General features: G+C 65.2%; 13 protein-coding genes. 9 read left to right on the forward strand and 4 right to left on the reverse strand.

Annotation, left to right across the window (positions count from 1 at the left end; all coding sequences use genetic code 11):
* Positions 1-2: 2 nt before the first annotated feature.
* The 4 genes from K8U54_RS11655 (at position 3) to fba (ending at position 2989) form a co-directional block, all read left to right on the forward strand.
* Positions 3-1172, forward strand: a complete 1170-nt coding sequence (locus K8U54_RS11655; protein ID WP_434060000.1) for a phosphoglycerate kinase — start codon at positions 3-5, stop codon at positions 1170-1172.
* Between the two features lie 111 nt (positions 1173-1283).
* Positions 1284-1478 carry a hypothetical protein gene (locus K8U54_RS11660; RefSeq protein WP_249910258.1) on the forward strand — a complete coding sequence of 65 codons (195 nt, stop codon included), beginning with the start codon at positions 1284-1286 and terminating at the stop codon, positions 1476-1478.
* Positions 1479-1493: 15 nt separating this feature from the next.
* The gene (locus tag K8U54_RS11665; protein WP_249910259.1) at positions 1494-1823 is read left to right on the forward strand and encodes an MliC family protein; all 330 of its coding nucleotides are present in this window, start codon (positions 1494-1496) and stop codon (positions 1821-1823) included.
* Between the two features lie 101 nt (positions 1824-1924).
* Positions 1925-2989 carry a class II fructose-bisphosphate aldolase gene (gene fba, locus K8U54_RS11670; RefSeq protein ID WP_027903947.1) on the forward strand — a complete coding sequence of 355 codons (1065 nt, stop codon included), beginning with the start codon at positions 1925-1927 and terminating at the stop codon, positions 2987-2989.
* A gap of 56 nt (positions 2990-3045) precedes the next feature.
* On the opposite strand, the gene K8U54_RS11675 is transcribed toward fba, so the two are convergent.
* Entirely contained in the window at positions 3046-3207 is a 162-nt protein-coding gene (locus K8U54_RS11675; RefSeq protein ID WP_249910260.1) for a hypothetical protein, read from the reverse strand.
* On the opposite strand from K8U54_RS11675, the gene K8U54_RS11680 reads away from it, so the two are divergent.
* From K8U54_RS11680 to K8U54_RS11690, 3 genes are read left to right on the forward strand one after another with little or no spacing between them, the layout of a single operon-like run.
* A complete protein-coding gene (locus K8U54_RS11680; protein WP_249910261.1) occupies positions 3206-3649 on the forward strand; it encodes a hypothetical protein in 444 nt (147 codons plus the stop codon). The genes K8U54_RS11675 and K8U54_RS11680 overlap by 2 nt on opposite strands.
* Before the next feature lie 23 nt (positions 3650-3672).
* Positions 3673-4758 (forward strand): PQQ-dependent sugar dehydrogenase, encoded by a 1086-nt coding sequence (locus K8U54_RS11685; RefSeq protein ID WP_249910262.1) that lies wholly within the window; start codon positions 3673-3675, stop codon positions 4756-4758.
* 39 nt (positions 4759-4797) lie between these two features.
* Positions 4798-5304: a M48 metallopeptidase family protein gene (locus K8U54_RS11690; RefSeq protein WP_249910263.1), complete on the forward strand. Its 507-nt coding sequence runs from the start codon at positions 4798-4800 to the stop codon at positions 5302-5304.
* Here the strand turns inward: K8U54_RS11690 and K8U54_RS11695 are convergent.
* Together K8U54_RS11695 and yccS are read right to left on the reverse strand one after the other, a co-directional pair.
* Positions 5298-5780, reverse strand: coding sequence for a GreA/GreB family elongation factor (locus K8U54_RS11695; RefSeq protein WP_249910264.1), 483 nt, complete (start codon positions 5778-5780; stop codon positions 5298-5300). The genes K8U54_RS11690 and K8U54_RS11695 overlap by 7 nt on opposite strands.
* 5 nt (positions 5781-5785) lie before the next feature.
* The gene (gene yccS / locus K8U54_RS11700) at positions 5786-7975 is read right to left on the reverse strand and encodes a YccS family putative transporter (RefSeq protein WP_249910265.1); all 2190 of its coding nucleotides are present in this window, start codon (positions 7973-7975) and stop codon (positions 5786-5788) included.
* Between the two features lie 252 nt (positions 7976-8227).
* Here yccS and K8U54_RS11705 point away from each other — a divergent pair, with 252 nt between their 5' ends.
* Positions 8228-8905, forward strand: a complete 678-nt coding sequence (locus tag K8U54_RS11705; protein ID WP_249910266.1) for a glutathione S-transferase N-terminal domain-containing protein — start codon at positions 8228-8230, stop codon at positions 8903-8905.
* 24 nt (positions 8906-8929) lie between these two features.
* Here K8U54_RS11705 and K8U54_RS11710 read toward each other — a convergent pair whose 3' ends face one another.
* Entirely contained in the window at positions 8930-11191 is a 2262-nt protein-coding gene (locus tag K8U54_RS11710; RefSeq protein ID WP_249910267.1) for a putative bifunctional diguanylate cyclase/phosphodiesterase, read from the reverse strand.
* Positions 11192-11354: 163 nt separating this feature from the next.
* Between K8U54_RS11710 and desA the strand changes: the two genes are divergently transcribed.
* Positions 11355-12539: a delta-9 fatty acid desaturase DesA gene (gene desA, locus K8U54_RS11715; RefSeq protein ID WP_249910268.1), complete on the forward strand. Its 1185-nt coding sequence runs from the start codon at positions 11355-11357 to the stop codon at positions 12537-12539.
* Positions 12540-12653: the final 114 nt, after the last annotated feature.

Below are 12653 nucleotides of genomic sequence, written 5' to 3' on the forward strand. Positions count from 1 at the left end.
CAATGACCCTGAACATCGCGAAAATGGCCGACCTTGATCTGCAAGGCAAGCGCGTGCTGATCCGTGAAGACCTCAACGTGCCGGTCAAGGACGGCGTTGTGAAGAGTGATGCGCGCATTCTCGCCGCGCTGCCGACCATCAAGCTGGCCCTGGAAAAAGGCGCCGCGGTAATGGTCTGCTCGCACCTGGGGCGCCCGACCGAAGGCGAATTCAGCGAAGAGAACAGCCTGGCGCCGGTAGCCGCCTACCTGAGCAAGGCCCTGGGCCGCGAGGTGCCGCTGGTCAAGGACTACCTGAACGGTGTCGAGCTGCAGGCCGGTGAGCTGGTGCTGTTCGAGAACGTACGCTTCAACAAGGGCGAGAAGAAGAATGCCGACGAGCTGGCCCAGCAATACGCCGCCCTGTGCGATGTGTTCGTGATGGACGCGTTCGGCACCGCTCACCGCGCCGAAGGTTCGACCCACGGCGTGGCCAAGTTCGCCAAGGTCGCCGCCGCCGGCCCGCTGCTGGCTGCCGAACTGGATGCCCTGGGCAAGGCCCTGGGCGCGCCGGCCAAGCCGATGGCGGCAATCGTCGCCGGCTCCAAGGTGTCGACCAAGCTGGACGTGCTGAACAGCCTGAGCGGCATCTGCGACCAGCTGATCGTCGGGGGCGGCATCGCCAACACCTTCCTGGCCGCTGCCGGTTATCCGGTCGGCAAGTCCCTTTACGAAGCCGACCTGGTCGACACCGCCAAGGCCATCGCCGCCAAGGTCAGCGTGCCGCTGCCGGTCGATGTGGTGGTCGGCAAGGAGTTTTCCGAGTCCGCCGCCGCGACCGTCAAGGCCGTCGCCGATGTGGCCGAGGATGACATGATCCTCGACATCGGCCCGCAGACCGCCAAGCAGTTCGCCGAGCTGCTCAAGGCCTCCAAGACCATCCTGTGGAACGGCCCGGTCGGGGTGTTCGAGTTCGACCAGTTCGGTGAAGGCACCAAGGCCCTGGCCCTGGCCATCGCCGAAAGCCCGGCGTTCTCCATCGCCGGTGGTGGCGACACCCTGGCGGCCATCGACAAGTACGACGTGGCGCAGCGCATTTCCTATATCTCCACCGGCGGCGGCGCCTTCCTCGAATTCGTCGAGGGCAAGGTACTGCCTGCGGTGGAAATCCTGCAGAAGCGTGCAGCCGAGTAACTGAGTCGAGACGGTTGGGGTCGGTACGGGCGGTTTCGTACAGACCCTAAACCTTGGCGGGCGGCGGTGGTCATTACCCTTGTATGGAAATCAGCCAGCAAGGAGTGATCGATGCGTAACCTGACCATGGTATTGAGCTTTTGTGTCGTCCTGGGCGGTTGTGCCTGGGGCGGATCGCCACGCGATGAAGCCTGCAACGTGTTGAGTCCGGCGGAAATTGATCTGCCGACCACCCGCGAGGATCAGCGCATCGAAGGGCAGAGTACCGGTGACTCGACGCCGCCCATGGGCGAGCAGAACTGCTAGAGCAAGGAGAGTGCAATGAACCGATATCAATACGCTGCCGCGTTGCTTGGGCTGGCCATGCTTGCCGGCTGCGCCGGCAAGGATTACGCCGATAGCCAGCAATGGAATCGCTGGGTGTGTGACAGCCAGGCGGAGGTGTTCTGGCGCTACGCCGACCCGGCCCATGAAAAAGTCGATGTGCGCATGGGGGGCAGCGATGTCGTCCATCGCTTGAGCCTGGAGCCGTCCGGTTCCGGCGAACTGTACAGCGACGGCACGCTGTCCTTCCATGCCAAGGGTGAGGAAGGCCTGGTCTATCGCACCGCCAATGACGATTTGCTCGGGCGCGGCTGCAAGGCGCCCTGAGCGACCGGCGAGCGGGCCTGCCCGCTCGCGCAAACTTGAATAGCGCCTGCCACTGCGGCAGGCTTGCACGATCAACGAGCCCTATCGGGAGATAGCAAAACATGGCACTTATCAGCATGCGCCAGATGCTCGACCACGCCGCCGAATTCGGCTACGGCGTGCCGGCCTTCAACGTCAACAACCTCGAGCAGATGCGCGCCATCATGGAAGCCGCCGACAAGACCGATTCGCCGGTCATCGTCCAGGCCTCTGCAGGTGCCCGCAAGTACGCTGGCGCGCCGTTCCTGCGCCACCTGATCCTCGCCGCGATCGAAGAATTCCCGCACATCCCGGTGTGCATGCACCAGGACCACGGCACCAGCCCTGACGTCTGCCAGCGCTCCATCCAGCTGGGCTTCAGCTCGGTGATGATGGACGGCTCGCTGAAGGAAGACGGCAAGACCCCGGCCGACTACGAGTACAACGTGCGCGTGACCCAGCAGACCGTGGCCTTCGCCCACGCCTGCGGCGTTTCGGTCGAGGGTGAGCTGGGCTGCCTGGGTAGCCTGGAAACCGGCATGGCCGGTGAAGAAGACGGTGTCGGCGCCGAAGGCGTGCTCGATCACAGCCAGTTGCTGACCGACCCGGAAGAAGCCGCTGACTTCGTCAAGAAGACCCAGGTCGACGCCCTGGCCATCGCCATCGGCACCAGCCACGGTGCCTACAAGTTCACCAAGCCGCCAACCGGCGATGTGCTGTCCATCGAGCGCATCAAGGAAATCCACAAGCGCATCCCCAATACCCACCTGGTGATGCACGGCTCCAGCTCGGTACCCCAGGACTGGCTGGCGATCATCAACGAGTACGGTGGCGACATCAAGGAAACCTACGGCGTGCCGGTCGAGGAGATCGTCGAAGGCATCAAGTACGGCGTACGCAAGGTCAACATCGATACCGATCTGCGTCTGGCCTCCACCGGTGCGATCCGCCGTTTCATGGCGCAGAACCCGGCCGAGTTCGACCCGCGCAAATACTTCGCCAAGACCGTGGAAGCCATGCGTGACGTGTGCATCGCCCGCTACGAGGCCTTCGGCACCGCCGGCAACGCCTCGAAGATCAAGCCGATCTCCCTGGAAGGCATGTTCCAGCGTTACGCCAAGGGTGAGCTGACCGCCAAGGTCAACTGATCGCAGCGTCAATGGCCTGGCCTGAAAGCCGCCTGCCCCTGATGGGCAGGCGGCTTTCATGCATCTGGCCCCGGCGTTTCCAGCCGGACGTGCATGCCGCCACTGCGGCTACTGCCGGCATCTGCCGATTCACGAAAAACCATGTAAAACTCCTCTTCCGACTCCGCGCAGGCGCTGCGCCATACTGCCGCCACGCGTTTCAGGATGTCGGCTCCCATGCCTCAAAACTCTCGCCTCTGGCTGCCATTCGGCTTGGCCGTGCTCGTTGCTACCGTGCTCGGCAGCGTCGTTCAGACCCAGTTCAATCTCGCCGCCCTGCAGCAGCTCGGTGCCAGCATCTCCCCAGGCATCCGCCTGCAGGCCACCGCCCATGATCTGCTGGGTTTCAGCCCCACGTTCGCCGCACTGGTGATCGCCGCCTTCATCGTCGCCTTGCCGCTGACCGCCCGGTTGGCGCCCGCCCAGGGCGGGCTGCGCGGGCTGGCATTTCTGCTCGCCGGTGCCCTGGCGGTGTGGCTGGCCTTGGCCGTGGCCAATGCCCTGGCGCCGATGCCCACCCTGATCGGCGCCAATCGCACGCTGGCCGGCACCCTGGCGCTGATGCTCTGCGGCAGCCTGGGTAGCCTGGTGTTCGCACGTTTCAGCGGCGCCGCACGCTGATGGTCTCAATCAAGGATGGCGTAGTGAGAATTGTCTGGCTGGCAGCGGGGCTTTGCGCGGCCGCGCTGGCCCATGCCGATTACCGTATCGAAACCGTCACCGGCGGGCTGGCCCACCCCTGGTCCATGGCGTTTTTGCCCGATGGCCGCATGCTGGTGACCGAGCGAACCGGCCAGCTGCGCCTGATCGATGCCGGCGGCAAGCTGCAGGCCGAGCCGGTCCGCGGACTGCCGACGCCCTTCGTGGCCACCCAGGCCGGGCTGATGGAAGTGGCGCTGGATCCGCACTTCGCCAGCGATCCCTGGATCTACCTGAGCTACGCCCATGGCGAGCTCGACGCCAACAACACGCGGCTGGCCCGCGCCCGCCTGGTCGACGGCGAGCTGCGTGATTTCCAGGTGCTGTTCACTGCCCAGCCGGCCAAGGCAGGCGCCTCCCACTACGGTGGGCGCATCGCCTTCTTGCCTGACGACACCCTGGTGCTGACCCTGGGTGATGGCTTCGACGGGCGCGAGCAGGCGCAGAACCCGGGCAATCACCTGGGCAAGACGGTGCGCCTGAACCGCGATGGCAGCATCCCGCCGGACAACCCGCTGCGCGGCCAGGCGGGCGTCGCCGAGGAAATCTACAGCCTGGGGCACCGCAACGTGCAGGGCATCGTCTACGACCGCCAGCGCAAGCGCCTGTACAGCCACGAGCACGGCCCCAAGGGCGGCGACGAGCTGAATCTGCTGCAGCCCGGTGGCAACTACGGCTGGCCGCTGACGTCCTTCGGCGTCGACTACACCGGGGCGATGGTCACGCCCTTCACCGAGTTGCCCGGCTACCTGGCGCCGGAGCTGCACTGGACGCCGTCGGTGGCGCCCTCCGGGCTGGCGCTGTATACCGGCGATCGCTTCCCGCACTGGAAGGGTGACCTGTTCGTCTCCACCCTGGCGGAGAAGAGCGTGCGCCGGGTACGCCTCGACAAGGGCCGGCTGGCCGGAGAGGACATTCTTTTCCAGGAGCTGGAGGAGCGCATTCGCGGCGTCTACGACGGGCCGGACGGCGCGCTGTATCTGCTGACCGACAGCGAGGATGGCAGGCTGCTGCGGGTCGTGCCGCTGTAGAGGCATAATCTGCCGCCAGCTTTTCGCCGTGAACGCCCCATGACACCGCTCAAATACCTCCAGGGTTACCCCGCTTCGCTCCAGGACCAGGTGCGCCAGATGATCGCGGGCGAGCGCCTGGGTGATTACCTAGCGCAGCGCTATGGCGGCCGTCATGGGATCCAGAGTGACAAGGCGCTGTATGCCTATGTCATGGCGCTCAAGCAGGAACACCTGAAGAACGCGCCGGCCATCGACAAGGTGCTGTTCGACAATCGCCTCGACCTGACCCACCGCGCCCTCGGCCTGCACACCAGCATCTCCCGGGTGCAGGGCGGCAAGCTCAAGGCCAAGAAGGAGATTCGCGTCGCTTCGCTGTTTCGCGAGGCGGCGCCACAGTTCCTGCAGATGATCGTGGTGCACGAGCTGGCGCACCTCAAGGAGAGCGATCACAACAAGGCGTTCTACAAGCTCTGCGAGTACATGCTGCCGGACTATCAGCAACTGGAGTTCGACCTGCGCCTGTACCTGACCTGGCGGGATCTGCAGGCCGGCGCGCCTCAATAGGCTTCGATGATCTCGTGGTGCTGCGCGCGGCCGGCGACGCTCAGCTCGATCTCGTCACCGATGCGCCGCCCGAGCAGGCGCTGGCCTAGCGGCGCATCGGGGCTCAGCACCAGAATCGTGCGCTGCTCGACCTGCACCTTGATCGCCGCCCCCTCCGGGCCGAGAAACAGCCATTGCTGCTGGTCGTTCTCGTCGGCCAGCAGCACCAGGCTGGTCAGCCGAATGCCTTGGGTAGCGTCATAGGCGCGCACCAGCAACTGGCGCCAGACGCGCAGGCGCAGGCCGATCTCTTCCACGCGGCGAGCCTGTCCGGCTGCCAAGTAGGCAGCTTCCAGCCCGAGGGTGTCGTACTTGTTCTCGGCGATGTTCTCTTCATGGGTGGCCGTCTCGTGGGCCGCCCGCGCCGCCTGTTCGGCGGCCTGCAACTCGAGGCCGAGGCGCTCGATGACCTGCTGCACGATGGCGTGCTTGTCCATGGTGATCAGGCCTCGTACGCCGGCTTTTCGCGGTTCTTGAGCAGGTGCGCCGCCAGGGTGCGCAGCGGGCCGAGCTGCCGGGCGATCAGCGACAGCTGGGTCTGCACCAGGCGCTGGGCATCGTCCAGATCATCGGGCATCTGCTCCAGGCAACTGGCGAGATGCTCTTCGTGGTCGCTCTGGATGGCCACTGGCGTCTGTTCGCTGAGGCCGCGGGCGATCTCGTCGAGGCTGTCGGCCAGGCGCAGGGCGCTGGCCGGCAACTCGTTCTGCTCGTCGGCCAGCAGGGCTTCGCCGCGGTGTGCGCCCAGGCCCGACAGGTAGCTGAGCAGGGTGTGGGAGAGCACCAGGAAGCGAAAGCCGATATCCGCCTCCTTACGAAAGTGCCCGGGCTCCATCAGCATGTTGCCCAGGGTGGTCGACAGTGCCGCGTCGGCGTTGTGGGCGTTGCGCCGGGCCAGGCGATAGGCGAGGTCGTCGCGCTTGCCTTCGGCGTACTGGCGCATGATCTGCCGCAGGTAGGTGCTGTTGCAGCTCAGGGTATTGGCCACCACGCGATTGAGCCGGCGACCCTGCCAGTCCGGCAGGATCAGGAACACCGCCAGGCCGGCGATCAGGCTGCCGAGCAGGGTATCGAACAGGCGCGGCAGGATCAGCCCGTAGCCATCACCCACCTGGTTGAAGCAGAACAGCACCAGCAGGGTGATCGCCGCCGTGGCCACGGTGTAGCGGCTGGAGCGGGTGGCGAAGAACACCACGCCGGCGGCGACGGCGAAGAAGGCCTGGATCAACTGGGCCGGGAACAGGTCGATCAGCGCCCAGCCCAGCAGCAGCCCGAGCACGGTGCCGATGATGCGCTGCACCAGCTTCATGCGCGTGGCGCCGTAGTTGGGCTGGCAGACGAACAGGGTGGTGAGCAGGATCCAGTAGCCCTGGGTCGGGTGAATCCAGTGCAGCACGCCATAACCGGCAGCCAGGGCGATGGACAGGCGCAGGGCATGGCGAAACAGCAGCGAGGTCGGGGTGAGCTGCAGGCGGATGCGCTCCCATACATCGCGCAGCGACTGTGGTTCGCGATCGAGCAGCGAGCTGTCCTGCTCCTCGGCCAGGGCGTCGGGGTTGCTGGCGCTGCTCAGCAGGCGGTCGAGGGTGCCGAGGTTGCCGGCCAGGGCGCCGAGCGAGCGCAGCAGGTGTTTCCAGGCCGGGTTGCTCTGGATGCGCAGGTGCTCCAGGGATGCCTGCAGGTCGGCCTGGGCCTGGCTGTAGTGCTCGCCGTACTCGAACGGCTGGCGCAGCTCGATGGCCTGGGCCAGGGCATGGCAGGCCTTGCCGTGCAGGCGCAGCAGGCGCTGGCAGCGGAACATCACGTCGCTGTGGAAGAAGGCTTCGGCCAGGGCGTTGTAAGGGTAGTGCGAGGAACTGGCGCGCTCGTGGATATCCTGGGCGAGAAAATACAGCTTCAGGTAGCGGCTGACCTTAGGGCCTGGGCGGCCATTGCCGACCCGGTGCAGGATGATTTCCTTGGTGGCATTGAGCGCCGCCACCACCCGACCATTCTGCTTGGCCAGATCCAGGCGCCGTGCCTCCACGTCCAACTGGCGCAGCGGCTCGAACAGCGCGGCCTTGAGCTTGAGGTACAGCCCCAGCTCACGAAACAGCCGGGCCAGGCTCTGTTGTACCGGCTGGTGGGCGAACAAGGCATGCCAGAGCACCGAGAGCACGCCGTACCAGGCGGCGCCCGCCACCAGCAGCAGCGGCTCGAGCCATAGCCCGGCGACGCCGCCGCGCTGCTCCACGCCGATCATGCTGTACACCGCCAGAATCAGGGTGGCCGAACCGAGCGTGGCGAAACGCTCGCCCAGGGCGCCGAGCATGGTCAGGGCAAAGGCCGACAGCGCCAGGGCACTGACGAACAGCCAGGGATAGGGAAACAGGAATTCGACCGTATAGGCCGCGGCGCTGAAGCACCCCAGGGTCACCAGCAATGCGGTAAGGCGGCCCTGCCAACTGTCGTCGGTTTCGGCCAGGGCGCTGGCGATCACCCCGAGAAACAACGGGATCAGGCCGTGCATCCAGCCCTGATGCCAGCACAGCGCCAGGCTGCCGCCCAGGGCAATGAATACCCGCAGGCTGTAGCTGAACTTGTCCAGTGCCCAGAGGCGACGCAGCGAGTGGCGCAAGGAGGGGGACGGCATCCGGATGGCGACCTTTAGGGAAAATGACTGACACGCTGTTCAACGCGGCGTTTCGATTGTGCCTTGCCCGCATCGTTCAGTGCGAGAGGCAGCTCGCGGTTGGCTACCCGTGTCCCACTGTCGATGCTGGACGCCGGCCCCGCCCGGTAGGTCACCGCGCCTGAACTCTGCGCGCGGCGCCCGGCTCCAAGATCTTACCCATTGCCCACTGGTGCCGGCAGGCGGCCGCCACCATTCGACAGGAGCGCCTCCATGATCGACCTCCATTACTGGACGACCCCCAATGGCCACAAGATCAGCATCTTTCTCGAAGAGAGCGGGCTGGATTACGACGTGCACCCCGTCAATATCGGCGAGGGCCAGCAGTTCGAACCGGCATTTCTGAAGATCTCGCCGAACAACCGGATCCCGGCCATCGTCGACAACAATCCCGGCGACGGCGGCGAGCCGATCTCGGTGTTCGAGTCCGGGGCGATTCTCGAGTACCTGGCCGACAAGATCGGCCGCTTCATGCCGCTGCAGCCGCGCTTGCGCGTGCAGGTTCAGCAATGGCTGCATTGGCAGATGGGCGGGCTGGGGCCAATGGCCGGGCAGAACCATCACTTCGTGCGCTTCGCGCCGGAGCAGATTCCCTATGCCATCGACCGCTACGTGAAAGAGACGGCGCGCCTGTACGGCGTACTGGACCGGCAGCTCGAGGGGCGCGAGTACGTGGCCGGTGACTATTCGATCGCCGACATGGCCATCTACCCCTGGGCCAAGGGCTGGGAGCTGCAGCGCCAGCGCCTCGAGGATTTCCCCAACATGGCCGCCTGGCTGGCGCGCATGGGCAAGCGGCCTGCGGTGCAGCGGGCCTATCAGGTTGCCGAGGCCATCGGCCAGCGCCCCGACGAGGTGCTCACCAGCGACGCGCGCAAGGCGTTGTTCTGAGGTGCGCTGCTGGCGCGACGTTGGTCACGCCAGCGGCAGGTTCTGCGCGGGCACCGGGCGACCGATGAAGTAGCCCTGAACGTAGTCGCAGCCCAGCTGGCGCAGACGCTCTAGCTGCTCGACGCGCTCCACGCCTTCGGCAAGGACCTTCATCTCCATGCTGTGCGCCAGGGCGATCACCGCGCGGGTGATCGCCAGGTCGTCCTGGTCGTCGGGCAGGCCCGCTACGAAGCTCTGGTCGAGCTTGAGCTTGTGTACCGGCAAGCGCTTCAGGCGCGCCAGCGAACTGTAACCGGTGCCGAAGTCGTCGATGGCCAGGCGCACGCCCAGGCTGCGCAGGCGTTCGAGCAGGGCCTGGGCCTGATCCGGGGCGTCCATCACCGCGCTTTCCGTCACTTCCAGCTCCAAACAGCTCGCCGGCAGGCCAGTGCTCTGCAAGACCTGGGCGACGCGCTGATCCAGTTCGCCGCGGCTGAACAGGCGGCTGGAGATGTTCACGGCGACGAATTGCAGACCGTGCCCGGCGTTGCGCCAGGCGACCATCTGCCGGCATGCCTGCTCGAGCACCCAGGCGTCGATGGCGCTGATCATGCCGCTGTCTTCGGCAATCGGAATGAACTCGCCAGGCGGCACCAGCCCACGCTGCGGATGCTGCCAGCGTACCAGTGCCTCGACACCTATCATCTGGTTGTCAGTCAGGCTGTGCAGCGGTTGGTAATGTACCCGCAGCTCGCCATTTTCGATGGCGTGCCGCATGCCGGCGATCAGTTCCACACGCTGGCGTGCGTACTCGGTCTGCTCCTGATCGTAGAACGCGAAGCCTTCACGGCCGCTGTTCTTGGCCTTGAACAGCGCCGAGTCGACGTTGCGCAGCACCTCATCGACGGTCTTCGCATCTTCGGGATACAGGCAGATGCCCACACTGGCCGAGATGAACAGCTCCTGACCGTCGAGCAGGAACGGTGCGTTCAGGCAGTCGATCAGTGCCTGCGCCAGATGCGCCGCCTGCTCGGCCTGTGTGCAGTCTTCGCTGAGCACGGCGAACTCGTCACCGCCCAGACGCGCCAGGGTACTGCCGGGGCCGAGCCTGCTGGCGAGCCGCTCCCCGGTGGCCTTGAGCAACAGGTCGCCAACATTGTGGCCGAGACTCTCGTTGATGTGCTTGAAGTGATCCAGGTCCACGACCAGCACGGCGCCGCGATCGTCGTCGCGCTGGGCGCGCTGCAGGGCATGTTCGACGCGCTCGCTGAACAGCAGGCGGTTGGGCAGGTTGCTCAGCGGATCGTGGTGGGCGAGGTGGTCGAGTTCCTGCTGGGAATGCTTGAGCACGCTGATGTCGGAAAACACGGCCACATAGTGGCTGAGCAGGCCGTGGTCGCCGCGGATGGCGCGGATGCATTGCCACTGCGGATAGATTTCGCCGTCCTTGCGCCGGTTCCACACCTCGCCGCTCCAGCTGCCCTGGGTTTGCAATGTGTGCCAGAGCTGCTGGTAGAACGCGGCGTCATGGCGGCCGGACTTGAGCAGGGTGGGGTGCTTGCCGAGGATTTCCGCTTCGCTGTAGCCGGTGATCCGGCTGAACGCCGGATTGATGTGCACGATGGTCTGCTGCGCATCGGTGACCAGCACGCCTTCCTGGGTCGATTCGAATACCGCGGCCGCCTGGCGCAGGCTGTCGGCGTCGGCGCGGCGTTGGGTGACGTCCTTGACGGTGCCGATGAAACGCTCCGGCCGCCCCTGGGCATCGAGCTGCAGGCGACCGCGCGACAGTACCCAGCGGTAGCTGCCGTCGCGGTGGCGCAGGCGGTAGCTGTTTTCGTAGGAAGTGTCCGCGGTCGCCTGCATCACTTCGTCGAGGACGCGCTGGTAGGCAGGGCGGTCCTCGGGGTGCAGCAATTGTTGCCACTGGTCGCGGTCAGCGCTCAGTTCGCCATCCTTCATGCCCAGCAGGGTGTGGTAACCCGGCGAATAGTAAACGCGCTGGCGGCGCAGGTCCCAGTCCCAGAGACCGTCCTCGGTGGCCGACAGGGCCAGGCTGAGGCGTTCCTCGCTGGCGCGCAGCGCCGTGCCGATTCGCGCCTGGCGGCCCAGGTGGCGGCTGATCGTCAGGTACAGCAGGCCGCTGGTCAGCAGCACGAATACCAGGCCCTTCCAGACCTGGGCCTGCTCCGTCTGTCGGGCCGTCAGGTCGAGGGAGGCCAGCAGCAGGTCGCTGAACACGATCCACAGGCCGGCGGCTATCAGGTAGTTCAAAGTCAGGCGTAATGCGCCTTGGCGAGTGCTCATGGGCGGATAACGGCTTCCCTGTCGCTGGAAAAGATCATCGCTGGGGGCATTCTTGTAACATCCTTAGCCAAAAGACCAAGTGGTTTTCCAGCAGTTGATGTTGATAATGGAAGCGCGGCACTTTGTCCGCATCGCTTTCTCTCTGCAAGAGGTACCCCTGCCCATGTGGTACAACGGTTTTCTCGACTTGCCGGTCTGGCAGCTCATCATCGTTACCCTGCTGCTGACCCACGTCACCATCGTGGCCGTCACGGTCTATCTGCACCGTTACTCGGCCCATCGCTCCCTGGAGCTGAACCCTGCACTCAAGCACTTCTTCCGTTTCTGGCTGTGGATGACCACAGGCATGAATACCCGCGAGTGGACGGCCATCCACCGCAAGCACCACGCCAAATGCGAAACCGCCGACGATCCCCATAGCCCGGTGGTGAAAGGGCTTGGCACGGTGATGCGCAAAGGCGCCGAATTGTATGCCGAAGAGGCGAAGAACGAGGACACCCTGCGCATCTACGGCAAGAATTGCCCCGATGACTGGCTCGAGCGCAACGTCTATTCGCGCTTCCCGCTTGGTGGTGTGTCGCTGATGCTGATCATCGATGTGCTGCTGTTCGGCGCACTCGGTCTGACCGTATGGGCCGTGCAGATGATCTGGATTCCCTTCTGGGCGGCCGGCGTCATCAACGGGCTGGGCCATGCCGTCGGCTATCGCAACTTCGAATGCCGCGACGCGGCCACCAATCTGGTGCCCTGGGGCATCATCATTGGCGGCGAGGAGCTGCACAACAACCACCACACCTACCCCAACTCCGCCAAGCTGTCGGTCAAGCCCTGGGAGTTCGACATGGGCTGGGCGTGGATAAAACTGTTCAGCTTCCTGGGGCTCGCCAAGGTTCAGCGTGTCGCGCCGATCGCCCACCGAGTACCAGGCAAAGGGATTCTGGACATGGACACCGCCATGGCCATCCTCAACAACCGTTTCCAGATCATGGCCCAGTACCGCAAGCTGGTGATCGGGCCGCTGGTCAAGCAGGAGCTCGCCAAGGCCGACGAGTCGGTTCGCCACCAGTTCCGCCGCGCCAAGCGATTGCTCTCCCGTGAGCCGAGCCTGCTGCACGACAAGCAGCAGGTGCATATCGATGCGATGCTGGCGCACAGCCAGGCGCTCAAGGTGATCTACGAGAAGCGTCTGGCCCTGCAGCTGATCTGGGCGCGTACCAGTGCCAACGGCCATGACATGCTCGAGGCCATCAAGCACTGGGTGCAGGATGCCGAGGCCAGTGGCATTCAATCCCTGCGCGACTTCGCCGAGCAGCTGAAGACCTACTCCCTGCGACCCGTCGCCGCGTGACGTAGCGCACAAAGCTGAGCGGGCGGTGAACCGCCCACTGCGGCCATGGTCATAGCTGTGACCCGGTCGCCCTACAAAAGCCCGCCATTCGGCGGGCTTTTTCGATTCCCCGTG

Origin of the sequence: Pseudomonas fulva (assembly GCF_023517795.1) — a bacterium.
GTDB lineage: Bacteria > Pseudomonadota > Gammaproteobacteria > Pseudomonadales > Pseudomonadaceae > Aquipseudomonas > Aquipseudomonas fulva_D.

Bases quoted from the DNA above. Each gene is read 5' to 3' on its own strand.
- K8U54_RS11655 (WP_434060000.1), top strand. From the start codon at position 3: ATGACCCTGAACATCGCGAAAATGGCCGACCTTGATCTGCAAGGCAAG.
- K8U54_RS11660 (WP_249910258.1), top strand. From the start codon at position 1,284: ATGCGTAACCTGACCATGGTATTGAGCTTTTGTGTCGTCCTGGGCGGT.
- K8U54_RS11665 (WP_249910259.1), top strand. From the start codon at position 1,494: ATGAACCGATATCAATACGCTGCCGCGTTGCTTGGGCTGGCCATGCTT.
- fba (WP_027903947.1), top strand. From the start codon at position 1,925: ATGGCACTTATCAGCATGCGCCAGATGCTCGACCACGCCGCCGAATTC.
- K8U54_RS11680 (WP_249910261.1), top strand. From the start codon at position 3,206: ATGCCTCAAAACTCTCGCCTCTGGCTGCCATTCGGCTTGGCCGTGCTC.
- K8U54_RS11675 (WP_249910260.1), bottom strand. From the start codon at position 3,207: ATGGGAGCCGACATCCTGAAACGCGTGGCGGCAGTATGGCGCAGCGCC.
- K8U54_RS11690 (WP_249910263.1), top strand. From the start codon at position 4,798: ATGACACCGCTCAAATACCTCCAGGGTTACCCCGCTTCGCTCCAGGAC.
- K8U54_RS11695 (WP_249910264.1), bottom strand. From the start codon at position 5,780: ATGGACAAGCACGCCATCGTGCAGCAGGTCATCGAGCGCCTCGGCCTC.
- yccS (WP_249910265.1), bottom strand. From the start codon at position 7,975: ATGCCGTCCCCCTCCTTGCGCCACTCGCTGCGTCGCCTCTGGGCACTG.
- K8U54_RS11705 (WP_249910266.1), top strand. From the start codon at position 8,228: ATGATCGACCTCCATTACTGGACGACCCCCAATGGCCACAAGATCAGC.
- K8U54_RS11710 (WP_249910267.1), bottom strand. From the start codon at position 11,191: ATGAGCACTCGCCAAGGCGCATTACGCCTGACTTTGAACTACCTGATA.
- desA (WP_249910268.1), top strand. From the start codon at position 11,355: ATGTGGTACAACGGTTTTCTCGACTTGCCGGTCTGGCAGCTCATCATC.